Annotated in this window: 1 protein-coding gene; it reads right to left on the bottom strand. The window is 73.7% G+C overall.

Annotated elements, in window-relative coordinates; genetic code table 11:
- Positions 1–22: 22 nt before the first annotated feature.
- Positions 23–15,877, bottom strand: a complete 15,855-nt coding sequence (locus ACQPYE_RS17635; RefSeq protein ID WP_498722935.1) for a type I polyketide synthase — start codon at positions 15,875–15,877, stop codon at positions 23–25.
- Positions 15,878–15,935: the final 58 nt, after the last annotated feature.

The following is a 15,935-nucleotide window of genomic DNA, read 5'->3' as shown; positions in this document are numbered from 1 at the left end:
CTTCTGGTCGGTCATGGTTGCCTCACACGCTTTCCGAGCGACCGAAGCGCTGATCGATGAAGTCGAAGATGTCCTCGTCGCCGACGTCTTCCAGGCGTCGGGCGGCGAGGTCGGAGTCCGGGTCCGGGTCGTCGACGGGTTCGACGGCCGCGGTCCACCGCGACAGCAGCTCCCGCAGCCGCGCGGTGACCTCGACGCCGGCTTCCGGTCCGAGGTCGAGCGCCGCGCCGTCGAGGACGGCCTCGACGCGGTCCAGGTCGGCGAGCAGGGCCGCCGCGTCCCGGGCGGGCACGGCGGTCGCCGGTCCGGAGGTGTCGGACAGCTCGGTGAGGAGGTGGTCGGCGAGTTCCCGCGGTGTCGGGTGGTCGAAGACCAGGGTCGCGGGCAGCCGCAGCCCGGTCTCGGCGTTGAGGCGGTTGCGCAGCTCCACCGCGGTCAGCGAGTCGAACCCGACGTCCTTGAACGGCCGCAGGGGGTCGACCTGGGCGCGGTGGGCGAACCCGAGCACCGTGGCGACGTGGTCCAGCACCAGGTCCAGCAGCAGTGCCGACCGCGGTCCGGGTGCCAGCCCGGCGAGCCGCTGCGCCAGGGAGCCGTCGCCGGCGGCGGCCTCGGCGGCCCGGCGGCCGGACCGGGTGCGGACCAGGCCGCGCAACGCCGGGGCGACGGTGTCGCGCGGGGACAGGTCGAGCCGCACGGGCACCAGCACCGGTTCGTCCAGCCGCACCGCCGCGTCGAACAGGTCGAGCGCGTCGGCGTCGGACAGCGCCAGCACGCCGCCGCGGGCGAGCCTGCCGCGGTCCACGCCGGCGGTGAGCCCGCCGACCCGGTCCCAGAGGCCCCAGGCCAGGGACTGGGCGGGCAGGCCGTGCGCCCGCCGGTGCACGGCCAAGGCGTCGAGGAAGGCGTTCGCCGCCGCGTAGTTGCCCTGACCGGGGCTGCCCAGCGTGGCGCCCGCCGCGGAGAACAGCACGAACGCGGACAGGTCGGCGTCGGCGGTCAGCTCGTGCAGCGCGACCGCCGCGTCCACCTTGGCCCGCAGGACCACCTCGACCCGTTCCGGGGTGAGGGAGTCGAGCGTGCCGTCGGCGAGCGCGCCCGCCGCGTGGACGACCGCGGTGAGCGGGTGCGCCGGCGGCACCTCGGAGAGCAGGGCGGCCAGTGCCGCGCGGTCGGCGACGTCGCACGCCGCCACCCGGACCTGCGCCCCCAGCTCCCGCAGTTCTGCCGCCAGGGCGTCCGCGCCGGGTGCCCCGCCGCCGGAGCGGCTGACCAGCAGGAGGTGCCGGACGTCGTGGCGGGTGACCAGGTGCCGGGCGACCAGCCCGCCGAGGGCGCCGGTGCCGCCGGTGATCAGGACCGTGCCGGCGGGGTCGAGCGGCGCGGGGGTGGTGAGCACCACCTTGCCGGTGTGCCGGGCGTGGCTGACCCACCGGAACGCGTCGCGGGCCCGGCGGACGTCGAACGTCGTGGTGGGCAGGTGGGCGAGCACGCCCGCGGCGAACAGGTCCAGCACCTCGGCCAGGATCCCACCGACCCGTTCGGGTCCGGCGTCGGCGAGCAGGTCGAACGCCCGGTAGGCGACACCGAGCCCGGCGGCGTCGCGGACGTCGGTCTTGCCCATCTCCAGGAACCGGCCGCCCTCGGCCAGCAAGCCGAGCGAGGCGTCCACGAAGTCGCCGCTTAGCGAGTTCAGCACCACGTCCACCCGCGGGAAACGGTCGGCGAAGTCGAGGGTGCGCGACGACGCCAGGTGGTCCTCGGCCACGCCCAGCGCCCGCACCGCGTCCCACTTGCCGGGGCTCGCCGTGCCGTAGACCTCCGCGCCCCAGTGCCGCGCGAGCTGCACCGCGGCCATCCCGACGCCACCGGCGGCGGAGTGGATCAGCACCGACTCACCGGCTCGCAGGCCGCCCAGGTCGCGCAACGCGTAGTACGCGGTCAGGAAGACCACGGGCACGGCCGCGGCCTGCTCGAACGACCAGCCGCGCGGCATCGGCGCGAGCATCCGGGCGTCCGCGAGGGCGGTGGTGCCGAACCCGCCGGTGAACATGCCCAGCACCCGGTCACCGGGTGCGAACCCGGTGACGTCGCTGCCGACCGCGGTGACGACGCCCGCGCCCTCGCCGCCGAGCTGCGCGTCCTCCGGGTACATGTCCAGGGCGATCAGGACGTCGCGGAAGTTGAGGCCCGCCGCCCGGACGGCGACGCGCACCTGCCCCGGACCCGGTTCGGCCACCTCGTCGGCGCAGTCGACCAGGGTCAGGGACTCCAGGGTGCCGCGAACTGGTGCCTCCAACCGCCACGCGTCGCCCGAGGGCGGCACCAGGGCCGCGCCCGCCGTGCCGCGGGCCAGGCGCGGCACCAGCACCTCGCCGTCGCGCACGGCCATCAGCGGCTCGTCGGCCACTCCGAGCACGCCGGTCACGTCGGCGTCGAGGTCGTCCACGTCGATCAGCACCACCCGACCGGGGTGTTCGGCCTGCACCGAGCGCACCAGACCCCACAGCGGGGCGTGCGCCAGGTCCAGCACGTCCTCCCCCGCCCGAACCGCGACGGCCCGTGAGGTCACCAGCACGAGCCGGGTGCCGGCGAGCCGGTCGTCGGCGAGCAGGCGACGCAGCAGGTCCACCGCATCCACCACCGCGTCACGGGCACGGACGGGCAGGTCCGCCGCGACGCCCGCCCGGTCGTGACCCCGGCGGAACAGCGCCACCCCGGGCGCGGCCGAGCCCGCGTCGAGCGCGGCGAGCAGGGCGTCCGCGTCGGCGTGGTCGGCGATCGCGGTGGCCGGGTCGAGCGGCACGGCGGGCGTGGTCGCCCAGGTCGGCAGGAACAGCGAGTCCGGCACCGCGGCGTCCGCGAGCGCCCGTTCCGACACCTTGCGCGACACCAGGGACTCGACGGTCAACACCGGCTTGCCCGCGGGGTCCGCGGCGACCAGCGAGATCGCGTCACGACCGGTGGGGCGCAGGGTGACGCGCAACGCGGTGGCACCGGTGGCGTGCAGGGTCACCCCGCTCCACGCGAACGGCAGTCCGCCGCCCGCGCCGTCGAGGACGTCGAGGAGGGCCGCGTGCAGCGCCGCGTCCAGCAGTGCCGGGTGCACGCCGAACGCGGCGGCGTCGCCGCGAGCCCCGTCGGGCAGGACGACCTCGGCGTGGATCGCGTCGCCGGAGCGCCACGCGCCGCGCAGGCCGCGGAACACCGGGCCGTACCCGAAGCCCGCCCTGGCGAACGCCGCGTAGATCTCGTCCGCGTCGAGCGGGTCCGGCCCGATCGGGGTCGCGCCCGCCGGCGGCCACACCGGGTCGACCGCCGGCACGTCGGGCGTCTGCGCGGCCAGCATGCCGGTGGCGTGCTCGGTCCACCGCCCGTCGCCGCCCGCGGGACGGGAGTGCACGGCCAGCGGACGCCGACCGTCCTCGTCGGCTTCCCGCACCGCGACCTGCACGTCCAGCGCCCCGTGCGCGGGCAGCACCAGCGGTGTGGCCAGGGTCAGTTCCTCGACGTGCGGGCAGCCTGCTTCGTCGGCGGCGCGCAGGGCGAGTTCCAGCATCCCGGTGCCTGGCACGAGGACGCGACCCCGCAGGGTGTGGTCGGCCAGCCACGGGTGGGTGGCGGTGGAGATCCTGCCCGACAGCACGATCCCCCCACCGTCGGCCAGGGGGACGCTGACGCCCAGCAGCGGGTGTTCCGCAGCACGCAGCCCGGTGGCCGATACGTCACCCGTCCCGGTGACCGCCGCGTCCAACCAGTACCGCTCGTGCTGGAAGGCGTAGGTGGGCAGCTCGACCAACCGTCCGCCGGAGACCACATCCGTCCACTTCGGAGTGACACCGCGCACCACGGCCTCACCCAACGACAGCAGCATCCGGTCCAACCCGCCGTCGTCACGCCGCAGCGAGCCGACCGCGATCACCTCGTCCGCCTGCTCCTGCACCGCCATGGTCAGCAGCGGGTGCGGCGAGCACTCCACGAACACACCGAAACCGTCACTCGCCAGCTTCTCGACCGCGTCCGCGAACTCCACGGTCGAACGCAGGTTGCGGAACCAGTAGTCGGCGTCCAGCCCCGACCCGTCCTCCACCCCACCGGTCAACGTCGAGTACAGCGGCACGCCACCGACCTGCGGCCGGACCGGCGCGAGCACCTCGGCCAGTTCCTCACGCAGTTCCTCGACCTGCGCGGAGTGCGAGGCGTAGTCCACCGCGATCCGCTTCGCCCGCAAGCCGTCCGTGACCAACTCGTCCAACGCGTCCGGCTCACCCGACACCACAACCGCCGTAGGCCCGTTCACCGCAGCGATCGAAATCCGCTCACCGAACGGCGCGATCAACCCACGCACCTCAGCCTCAGAGGCCGCGATCGACACCATGCCGCCACGACCCGCCAGACGGCGCAACACCCGCGACCGCAACGCCACTACCCGCGCCGCATCCTCCAACGACAACGCACCCGAGACGCAAGCAGCCGCGATCTCACCCTGCGAGTGACCCACCACAGCAGCCGGCTCAACACCCCACGAACGCCACAACGCGGCGAGAGACACCATCACCGCGAACAACACCGGCTGAACCACATCCACACGATCCAGCGACACCCGACCGTGCAAAGCATCGTCCAAGGACCAGTCGCAGAACGACTCCAAAGCAGCAGCGCACTCAGCCAACCGTGAAGCGAACACCGCAGACTGCTCGGCCAGTTCCAGGGCCATGCCGACCCACTGCGAACCCTGACCCGGGAACACGAACACCACCCGACCTGTGTCCGAGGACGTCCCCCGCACCAGGTGCGCGGCGGGACGGTCCTCGGCCAAGGCGTCGAGGCCGGCGCGCAGGGCGTCGTGGTCACCGCCCACGATGACCGCCCGCTGGTCGAACGCGGTGCGGGTGGTCGCGAGGGACAGGGCGACGTCCGCGGGCCGGTGGTCGGTGCCGTCGAGGTGGTCGCGCAGCCGCGCGGCCTGCTCCCGCAGTGCACCGGCGGTGCGCCCGGAGAGCACCCACGGCACGGGCGCGCCGGTGTCGCCGGGACGTTCGGGTTCGGGTTCGGTCGCCTGTTCCAGCACCAGGTGGACGTTGGTGCCGCTCATGCCGAACGACGAGACACCGGCACGGCGGGGCCGGTCGGCGGCCGGCCACTGCGTGGTGGCCCCGACCAGCGACACCGCGCCGGCCGACCAGTCCACGTGCGGGCTGGGTTCGTCGGCGTGCAGGGTCCTGGGCAGCACGCCGTGCCGCAGCGCGAGGACGGCCTTGACGACGCCGGCGATACCCGAGGCGGCCTGGGTGTGCCCGATGTTCGACTTCACCGAACCCAGCAGCAGCGGGGTCGAGCGGTCCTGGCCGTAGGTGGCCAGCAGCGCCTGGGCCTCGATCGGGTCGCCCAGCGAGGTGCCGGTGCCGTGCGCCTCGACGTAGTCCACGTCCGCCGCGACGAGACCGGCATCGGCCAGCGCCTCCCGGATGACCCGCTGCTGGGACAGCCCGTTGGGTGCGGTGAGGCCGTTCGACGCGCCATCCTGGTTCACCGCGGAGCCGCGCACCACGGCCAGCACCCGGTAGCCGCGTCGCCGGGCCTCGGAGAGCCTGGTGACCAGCACCACGCCGACGCCCTCGGCCAGCGACATGCCGTCGGCGGACGCGCCGAACGCCTTGCAGCGCCCGTCCGCGGCCAGGCCGCGCTGCCTGCTGAAGCCGATGAGCGCGCCGGGCGTCGACATGACGGCCACACCGCCCGCGAGGGCGAGGTCGGACTCGCCGGCGCGCAGCGACCGGGCGGCCATGTGCAGCGCGACCAGTGACGACGAGCACGCCGTGTCGACGGTGACGGCGGGGCCTTCCAGCCCGAGCACGTAGGCGACGCGGCCGGAGACGACGCTCGCGGCGCTGCCGACCAGCAAGTGGCCCTCGGACACGTCGTCGGTGCCGCGCAGCCTGCCGACGTAGTCCTGGTGGTTGACCCCGGCGAACACGCCGGTGCGGGTGCCGTGCAGCGACGCCGGGTCGATGCCGCCGTGCTCGACCGCTTCCCATGCCACCTCCAGCAGCAGTCGCTGGTGGGGGTCCATCGCCGCCGCCTCGCGCGGGCTGATGCCGAAGAACGCGGGGTCGAAGTCGGCGATCCCGGCCAGGAAACCTCCTTCGCGGACGTAGGTGGTGCCGAGGTTGTCCGGATCCGGGTCGTAGAGGGTCTCGACGTCCCAACCGCGGTCGGTGGGCAGGCCGGTGATGCCCTCCCCGCCTTCGGCGAGCAGTTGCCACAGCTCGTCGGGGCTCGTGATGCCGCCGGGGAACCGGCACGCCATGCCGATGATGGCGATGGGCTCGTCCCCGGCGACGGCGGACCGCGCCGGCGCCGCGGTGACGACCTGGCCGCCGAACAGCTCGGCGTCCAGGTGTGCGGCGAGCGCGACCGCGTTGGGGTGGTCGAACACCACCGTGGTGGGGATGCGCAGCCCGGTGGCGGTGTTGAGGCGGTTGCGCAGGTCGACCGCGGTCAGCGACTCCAGGCCGAGGTCGCGGAACGCGGTGCGCGGTGCGATGGCCGCGACGCCGTCGTGGCCCAGGGCGGCGGCGGCGTGCACGCGCACCACCTCGACCAGGTGCCGGGACCGCTCCGCCGGGTCGAGGCCGGCGAGTTCGGCGCGCAGACCGCCGGTGGCGGCCGGGGCGGGTCGCCGCGCCTCGGCCTCGACCAGCGCGGCGACCTCCGGGACGCGCGACAGCAGCGGGCTGGGGCGCAGCGAGGTGAACACCGGGACGAACCGGTCCCACGCGACGTCGGCGACGGCCGTGACGGTCTCGTCGGCGGCCAGGACCTCGCCCAGCGCCTCGACGGCCAGCGCCGGATCCAGGAACGGCAGTCCCTGCCGGCGCACCCGCTCGGGGTCGACGCCCTCGTGCACGTGCCCGTCGTCCCACTCGTTGGCCGCGGCCCACACGCCCCACGGGATGGACGTCCCGGCCAGGCCGCGGGCGCGGCGGTGCACGGCGAGCGCGTCGAGGTGGGCGTTGGCCGCGGCGTAGGCGGCGTGGTCGCCGCTACCCCACACCCCGGCGATGGAGGAGAACAGCACGAAGGCGTCGACCGAGTCCTGGAACACCTCGTCCAGCACTTGCGCGCCGAGCACCTTGGGCCGCAGCACCTCCGCGAACTCGGCGAGGTCGGTGGCGGTGACCGAGCTGAGCTTGATGAACGCGGCGGCGTGCAGCACGACCCGGACCGGTGTGCCCGCGGCGTCCAGGTCGGCGGCCAGCCTCCGCACGTCGTCGCGGTCGGTGACGTCACAACGGGCGAAGGTGACGGTGGTGCCGAGCCCGGCCAGTTCCGCGGTCAGCTCCACCGCGCCGGGCGCGTCGGCGCCCTTGCGGCTGGTGAGCACCACGCGTTCCGCCCCGGCGCGGGCCAGCCAGCGGGCGACGTTCGGTCCGAGCGCCCCGGTGCCGCCGGTGAGCAGCACGGTGCCGCCGGGCCGCCACGCGGGAGCCGTGCCGCCGGTCGCGTCGCGCAGCAGCCGGGACGCGAACACGCCCGCACCGCGCACGGCGAGCTGGTCCTCGTCACCGAGCCCGGCCAGGACGTGGCCGAGCCTGCGGGTGGCGCGCTCGTCCGGGTGCGCGGGCAGGTCCACCAGACCGCCCCACAGCGCGGGGTGCTCCAGCGCGACGACCTTGCCCAGCCCCCACAACTGCGCCTGCACCGGACTGCCCGGCGGCTCGGACGGCGCGGTGGCGACCGCGCCGCGGGTGGCGCACCAGAAGCGGGTCCGGAGGTCCGCGTCGTGCAGGGCCTGCACCGCCGTGAGGGTCAGCGCGAGCCCGGCGGACAGCTCCGGGTGGTCGGGGTGCGGGTGTTCGGCGAGGCCGAGCAGGGACAGCACCCCGACGGACGGCTCCGCCGACAGGTCGGGCAGCACGGCGCGGTCGGCGTCGGCGTCGCGCAGCACGAGGGTGGTCGCGGTGGCGCCGTGCGCGGCGAGCGCGTCGGCCGCGGCGAGCACCCAGGGGTCCTCGACGTGGTTTTCGTGGACGAGGACGAGCCACCGGCCGTCCAGGCGGGCGGGCGCGGCCGGGTCGGGAACGGTCTCCCAGCCCAGGCGGTAGCGCCAGGAGTCGAGCACGGCCCGGTCCCGGCGGCGGTCCTGCCAGGACGCCAGCACGGGCAGCGCGGAGCGCAGCGCACCCCTTGCCGCCTCGTCGGAGGTGCCGGCCAGGGCATCGAGGTCGCCGCGGGTGACGGCGTCCCAGAAGTCGCCATCCGTGCCCGCGCTGACCGCGGTTCCCGCGTCGAGCCAGTAGCGGCGGCGTTGGAACGGGTAGGTGGGCAGGTCGACCCGGTGACCGCCGGGGATCACGTTCGTCCAGTTCGGGGTGACACCGCGCACGACGGTCTCACCCAGGGACAGCAGCATCCGGTCCAACCCGCCCCCGTCCCGGCGCAGGGAGCCGACCGTGATCACGTCCTCGGCCTGCTCCTGCACCGCCATGGTCAGGATCGGGTGCGGCGAGCACTCCACGAACACCCCGAAACCGTCATCGGCCAGCTTCTCGACCGCGTCAGCGAAGCCGACTGTCGAACGCAGGTTGCGGAACCAGTAACCGGCGTCCAACGCCGACCCGTCCTCCACCTGACCGGTCAACGTCGAGTACAACGGGATGCCACCGGCACGGGGCGCGATAGGTGCCAGCACCTCCGCCAACTCTTCGCGCAGCTCTTCGACCTGCGCCGAGTGCGAGGCGTAGTCCACTGCGATCCGCTTCGCCCGAACACCCTCGGCCTCACAGGCCGTGATCAGGTCGTCCAACGCGCCCGGCTCACCGGAGACCACCGTCGTCAACGGACCGTTGACCGCCGCCACCGAGATCCGCTCACCGAACCGCTCGATCCGGGACCGCACCTCACTCTCGGAGGCGGCCACCGACACCATGCCGCCGCGACCCGCCAGGCGACGCAGCACCTGCGAGCGCAACGCCACCACCCGCGCCGCGTCCTCCAACGACAACGCACCCGAGACACACGCCGCCGCGATCTCACCCTGCGAGTGACCCACCACCGCAGCAGGCTCAATCCCCCACGAGCGCCACAACGCCGCCAACGACACCATCACCGCGAACAACACCGGCTGAACCACATCAACCCGCTCCAACGCGAGCGGATCACGCAAGGCATCCCGCAAAGACCAGTCACAGAACGGAGCCAACGCAGCAGCACACTCGTTCAACCGCTCCGCGAACACCGGCGACTGCTCCGCCAACTCCAACGCCATACCGACCCACTGCGAACCCTGCCCCGGGAACACGAACACCACACGACCGGGGTCCGAAGCCGTCCCACGCACCAAGGCCGGATGCTCCACCCCATCGGCCAACGCACGCAGACCGTCACGACCCACGACGACAGCCCGCACGAGCAGCGCGGCGCGAGAGGTGGCCAGGGAGTGCGCGACGTCCCGGTCCGGCACGTCGGCGAGGTCACCGTCCAGCGCGGTGAGCAGGCCCGCCGCCCGCGCCCGCAGCGCCGCGTCCGACCGGGCCGACAGCGACCACGGCAGCGGACCGGCGGCCTGTTCGGGACGCTCGGTGACGGCGGGTTCGGCGACCTCCTCGATGATGACGTGCGCATTGGTGCCGCTCACGCCGAACGAGGACACCCCGGCACGGCGCGGACGGGTCGTCTTCGGCCACGGCACGGATTCGGTGATCAGATCCACGGCACCGGCGTCCCAGTGGACGTGGGTGCTGGGCTCGTCCGCGTGCAGGGTCTTGGGCAGCACCCCGTGCCGCATCGCCTGCACCATCTTGATCACACCGGCGACACCGGCCGCAGCCTGCGTGTGCCCGATGTTCGACTTCACCGAACCCAACAACAACGGCGTCTCGCGCTCCTGACCATAAGTGGCCAGCAACGCCTGCGCCTCGATCGGGTCGCCCAGGGTGGTGCCGGTCCCGTGCGCCTCCACCACATCCACATCGGAAGGCCGCAGACCCGCATTGGCCAGAGCCTGCCGGATCACCCGCTCCTGCGACGGACCGTTCGGCGCTGTGAGTCCGTTCGATGCTCCGTCCTGGTTCACCGCACTGCCTCGTAGCACCGCCAGCACCGGATGCCCGTTGCGGCGGGCGTCCGACAGCCGCTCCACCAACAGCACGCCGACGCCCTCGGCGAAGCCCGTCCCGTCGGCGGAGGAGCTGAACGCCTTGCAGCGCCCGTCCGGCGCCAGCCCCCGCTGCCGCGAGAACTCCACGAACAGGCCCGGCGTCGACATCACCGTCACACCACCGGCCAACGCCAGATCACACTCACCCGAACGCAACGCCTGAGCAGCCAGGTGCAACGCCACCAACGACGACGAACACGCCGTGTCGACCGTGATCGCCGGACCCTCCAACCCCAGCGCATAAGCGATGCGGCCGGATGCCACGCTGCCGGAGTTGCCGGTGCCGAGGTGGCCTTCGACGTCCCGCGGCACCTCCGTGAGCCTGCCGGCGTAGTCGGAGTACATGACACCCGCGAAAACCCCCGTGCGGCTGCCGCGCACCCGTTCGGCCGGGATGCCCGCGCGTTCGAGCGTCTCCCACGCGGTCTCCAGCAGCAGCCGCTGCTGCGGATCCATCGCCAACGCCTCACGCGGCGAAATACCGAACAACTCCGCGTCGAACTCCGCCGCGTCGTGCAGGAACCCGCCCTCCCGCGCGGAGAACGTGCCGGAACGCTCGCCGGTCGGGTCGAACCCGCCCGCGAGGTCCCAGCCCCGGTCGGTGGGGAACGCGCCGATGGCGTCGGTGCCGGAGCGGACCAGCTCCCACAGCTCCTCGGGGTCGCGCACCCCGCCGGGGTAGCGGCAGGCCATCGCGACGATCGCGATCGGCTCGTCGGTGGCGGCCACCACCGGGACGACCGCCGGTGCCGCGTTCGCGCTCCCCGACAGCGCGGCGGAGACGAAGCCCGCCAGTGCCCGGGGCGTGGGGTGGTCGAACACCGCGGTCGCGGGCAGGCGGGCGCCGGTCGCGGCGGTCAGCCGGTTGCGCAGCTCCACCGCGGTCAGCGAGTCGAAGCCCATCTCCTTGAACGCCCGACCCGCTTCGACGGCGTCGGCCGAGACGTGCCCGAGAACGGCCGCCACCTGGGCGCGCACCAGCTCCAGCACCCGGCGCTCCCGCTCGGCCGCGGGCAGTGCCGCCAGGCCTTCGGCGGGCGCGGTGTCGCTGACGGACCGCAGCCGGGCGCGTGACGGGGCGACCAGGCCGCGCAGCAGCGGCGGCACCCCGCCCGCGGCGGAGCGCACCGCGGCGAGGTCGAGCCCGACCGGCACGAGCAGCGGTTCGTCGCGGACCACGGCGGCGTCGAACAGCGCGAGCGCGGTCGACGTGGTCAGCGGGCGGACCCCGGCGCGGCTCAGTCGCGTGAGGTCCTGCTCGCCCAGGTGGCCGGTCATCCCACTCGCCTGGTCCCACAGACCCCACGCCAGCGACAACGCGGGCAGCCCTTCCGTGCGACGACGGACGCACAACGCGTCCACCGCGGCGTTCGCCGCCGCATAAGCACCCTGACCAGCGTTCCCGAACAAACCCGCCGCAGCCGAGAACACCACGAACGCGGTCAGATCCAACCCACGCGTCAACTCGTCCAACACCAACGCCGCACCCAGCTTCGGTCGCAGCACCTCTTCGACCCGGTCGGACGTCAACGACGTCACCACACCATCACCCAGCACACCGGCGGCGTGGACGACAGCGGTCACCGGATGCGCCGCCAACAACTCCGCCACCGCCACACGATCCGAGACATCACACGCCACCACCTCGACCCGCGCATCCAACCCCGCGAGCCCAGGCACCTCCCCACCACGACGACCCACCAACACCAAGTCCCGCACACCATGCACCGCCACCAGATGCCGCGCCAGCACGACACCGAGAGTCCCGGTACCACCGGTGATCAACACCCGCGAACCCGCCGGGAACGGCTCGTGCGCGGCTGCCTCGTCCGTCACACGGACCAGTCGGGGCGCCAGGAGTTCGTCACCGCGCACCCGCGTCCACGGCTCGTCGCCGGTGGGCAGCAGAACGGGACCGGAGGTCTCCACGACCGCGAACCGGCCGGGGTGCTCGTTCGCGGCGGAGCGGACCAGTCCACCGATTGCCGCGCCGATCGGGTCGTCACCCTCGACGAGGAGCACCAGCCGTCCTCCGACCCGAGCCGCCCAGTCGCGCAGCAGCTCTGTCGCGGTGTCGAGGGCGGTGCCGCGCACCACGACGGTGCCCGCGCCGGGACCGGTCGACGCGAGCGCGTCGGCGACGTCGAGCACCACTCCGGTGGTCGCCTCGACCGGCGACCAGTCGAGCCGGTGCAACGGTGCCGCGGGCGCGGTCGCCGGGCGGAAGGCCAAGCGCTCCACGGTCACCACGGGGGTGCCGTCGTCCGCGGTCACGACCAGTGAGACGGCGTCCTGCCCCGCCGGGGTGATCCCGGCCCGGACGCGGCGGGCGCCGGTCGCGTGCAGGGACACGCCCTGCCAGTCGAAGGGCATCGAGGCGCCCTGGGCACCCGTGGCGGCGATGGCGTGCAGCACGGCGTCCAGCAGCGCGGGGTGCACGCCGAACCCGGTCACGTCGTCCTCGAAGGTCGCCTCGACCCAGGTCTCGTCGCCTCGCCGCCAAGCCCGGCGCACACCGCGGAACGCGGGTCCGTACTCGACGCCCTCACGGGCGAACCGCTCGTGGAGGCCGTCGAGCGCGACCTCTTCGGCGTCGGCGGGCGGCCACTCCCCCGGCCCGGCCGGCGCGGTGGCGGTGTCCTCGGCCAGCACGCCGGTGGCGTGCCGCGTCCAGGGCTCGTCGCCGTCGACCGGACGGGCGAACACCTCCACGCGGCGGGTGCCCTGCACTGGCGGTGCGACGGAGACCTGCACCGCGACGGCCCGGTCCGCGGGCAGGACCAGCGGGGCTTGCAGGGTCAGTTCCTCCACCCGGGCGTGGCCCGCCTCAAGACCGGCGCGCAGCACCAGGTCCAACCAGGCGGTGCCGGGCAGCACGGCCTGGCCGCCCAGGGCGTGGTCGGCCAGCCAGGGCGCGCCGGCGACGGACAGCCTGCCGGTGAGCAGCAACCCGTCGTCGGCCGCGACGGTGATCGCCGCGGTGAGCAGCGGGTGGCCGGTGCCGACCAGGCCGGCGGCGGTGAGGTCGCCGGCGACGCCACTGCGGGCGGGCCAGAACCGGCGGTGCTGGAAGGGGTAGGTGGGCAGGTCGACCCGCCGACCGGCGGGGATGACGTCCGCCCAGTTCGGGGTGACACCGCGCACGACGGCCTCACCCAGCGACAGCAGCATCCGGTCCAGCCCGCCGTCGCCACGGCGCAGGGAGCCGACCGCGATCACGTCCTCGGCCTGCTCCTGGACGGCCATCGTCAGGATCGGGTGCGGTGAGCACTCCACGAACACGTCGAACTCATCGGCCACCAGCTCGTCCACGGCATCCGCGAAGCCGACCGTGGAACGCAGGTTGCGGAACCAGTAGTCGGCGTCCAGCGCCGACCCGTCCTCCACCCGACCGGTCAGGGTGGAGTACAGCGGCACGTCACCCACGCGGGGCGCGATAGGTGCCAATACGTCGGCCAGTTCCTCACGCAACTCCTCCACCTGAGCCGAGTGCGACGCGTAGTCCACCGCGATCCGCTTCGCCCGAACACCCTCGGCCTCACAAGCCGCGACCAGCTCGTCCAGCGCGCCAGGCTCACCAGACACCACCACCGCAGACGGCCCGTTCACCGCAGCCACGGAGATCCGCTCACCGAACGGCTCGATCCGCGCACGCACCTCGACCTCGGCGGCAGCGACCGAGACCATGCCACCCCGACCCGCCAACCGCCGCAACACCCGAGAACGCAACGCCACCACCCGCGCCGCATCCTCCAACGACAACGCACCCGACACACACGCCGCAGCGATCTCACCCTGCGAATGACCCACCACAGCAGCAGGCTCAACACCCCACGAACGCCACAACGCCGCCAACGACACCATCACCGCGAACAACACCGGCTGCACCACATCCACACGATCCAACGACACCCGACCGTGCAAAGCATCATCCAACGACCAGTCACAGAACGGTGCCAACGCGGCAGCGCACTCGTTCAACCGCTCCGCGAACACCGGAGACTGATCAACCAACCCCAACGCCATACCGACCCACTGCGAACCCTGACCAGGGAACACGAACACCACCCGGCCGGTGTCGTCGGCCGTGCCGGTCACCACAGCGGCGTGGTCGACGCCGGTCGCGAAGGCGGTGAGGGCGGCGCGCAGCGCGTTCTCGTCACGGCCCACGACGACGGCGCGAGAGCGCAGGGCGGTGCGCGTGGTGGCGAGTGAGCGGGCGACGGCGACGGCGGAGCCGCCGTTGGTGGCGAGCAGGTCGACGGCCCGCGCGCGCAGGGCCTCCGGCGTGGCGGCGGAGAGGAACCACGGCAGGACGGGTCCGGCGTCGGGCGCGGGTTCGTGCGGCGTGGGTTCGGCGGCGTCCTCGGGCGCCTGTTCCAGGATGACGTGCGCGTTGGTGCCGCTCATGCCGAACGACGACACACCGGCACGGCGTTCGCGCCCGGAGTCGGGCCACGGCATGGTGTCGGTGATCAGCTCCACCGCGCCCGCGGACCACTCGACGCGGGGGCTGGGCTCGTCCAGGTGCAGGGTCTTGGGCAGCACGCCGTGCCGCATCGCCAGCACTGCCTTGATCACGCCCGCGACGCCCGCAGCGGCCTGGGTGTGGCCGATGTTGGACTTCACCGCGCCCAGCAGCAACGGCCGTTCGCGGTCCTGCCCGTAGGTCGCGATCAGCGCCTGCGCCTCGATCGGATCGCCCAGGGTGGTGCCGGTGCCGTGCGCCTCCACCACGTCGACGTCGGCGGCGCTCAGGCGTGCGTTGGCCAGCGCGGCGCGGATGACCCGCTGCTGGGCGGGTCCGTTGGGCGCGGTCAACCCGTTCGACGCGCCGTCCTGGTTCACCGCGGAGCCGCGCACCACGGCCAGCACCTGGTGGCCGTTGCGGCGGGCGTCCGAGAGCCGCTCCACCAGCAGCAGGCCGACGCCCTCGCCCCAGCCCGTGCCGTCCGCGCCGGTCGCGAACGGCTTGCACCGGCCGTCGGCGGCGAGACCCCGCTGCCGGGAGAACTCCACGAACGCGGCGGGGCTGGACATCACCGTGACGCCGCCCGCCAGGGCCAGGTCGCACTCCCCCGACCGCAGCGCCTGCGCCGCCAGGTGCAGGGCCACGAGGGATGCCGAGCAGGCGGTGTCCACCGAGACCGCCGGGCCTTCCAGCCCGAACGTGTAGGCCAGCCGGCCGGACACCACGCTCGCCGCGTTGCCGGTGGCGATGTAGCCGCCCAGGTCCTCCGAGGTGCCGCGCAGCACCTCGGGGTAGTCGTTCACGTTGGTGCCGACGTAGACGCCCGTGCGGCTGCCGCGCAGCGCCTCCGCGTCGAGCCCGGCGCGTTCGAAGACCTCCCACGAGGTCTCCAGCAGCAGGCGGTGCTGGGGGTCCATCGCCAGCGCCTCGCGCGGGTTGATGCCGAACAGGTCCGCGTCGAACCCCGCCACGTCGTCCAGGAAGGCGCCGCTGCGCGCGTACGAGGTGCCCGGGTGGTCCGGGTCCGGGTCGTACAGCGCGCCGAGGTCCCAGCCGCGATCGGTCGGGAACGCCGACACCGCGTCGCCGCCGCTGCTCAGCAGCTCCCAGAGGTCTTCCGGTGAGGCGACGCCGCCGGGGAAGCGGCAGGCCATCGACACGATCGCCACCGGCTCGGACGCCTTGGCCTGCAACGCGCGGTTGTGCTTGCGCAGCCGCTCGGTCTCCTTGACGGAGGACCGCAGCGCCTCGACGAGCTTGTCGTTCGACGTGGTCATCATGAGCTCCAGGAGGTCCGGGCGG

The sequence above is a fragment of the Actinosynnema sp. CA-299493 genome (assembly GCF_050946825.1).
Taxonomy (GTDB): Bacteria; Actinomycetota; Actinomycetes; order Mycobacteriales; family Pseudonocardiaceae; genus Actinosynnema.
This window is presented reverse-complemented; position numbering and strand designations above follow the sequence as displayed.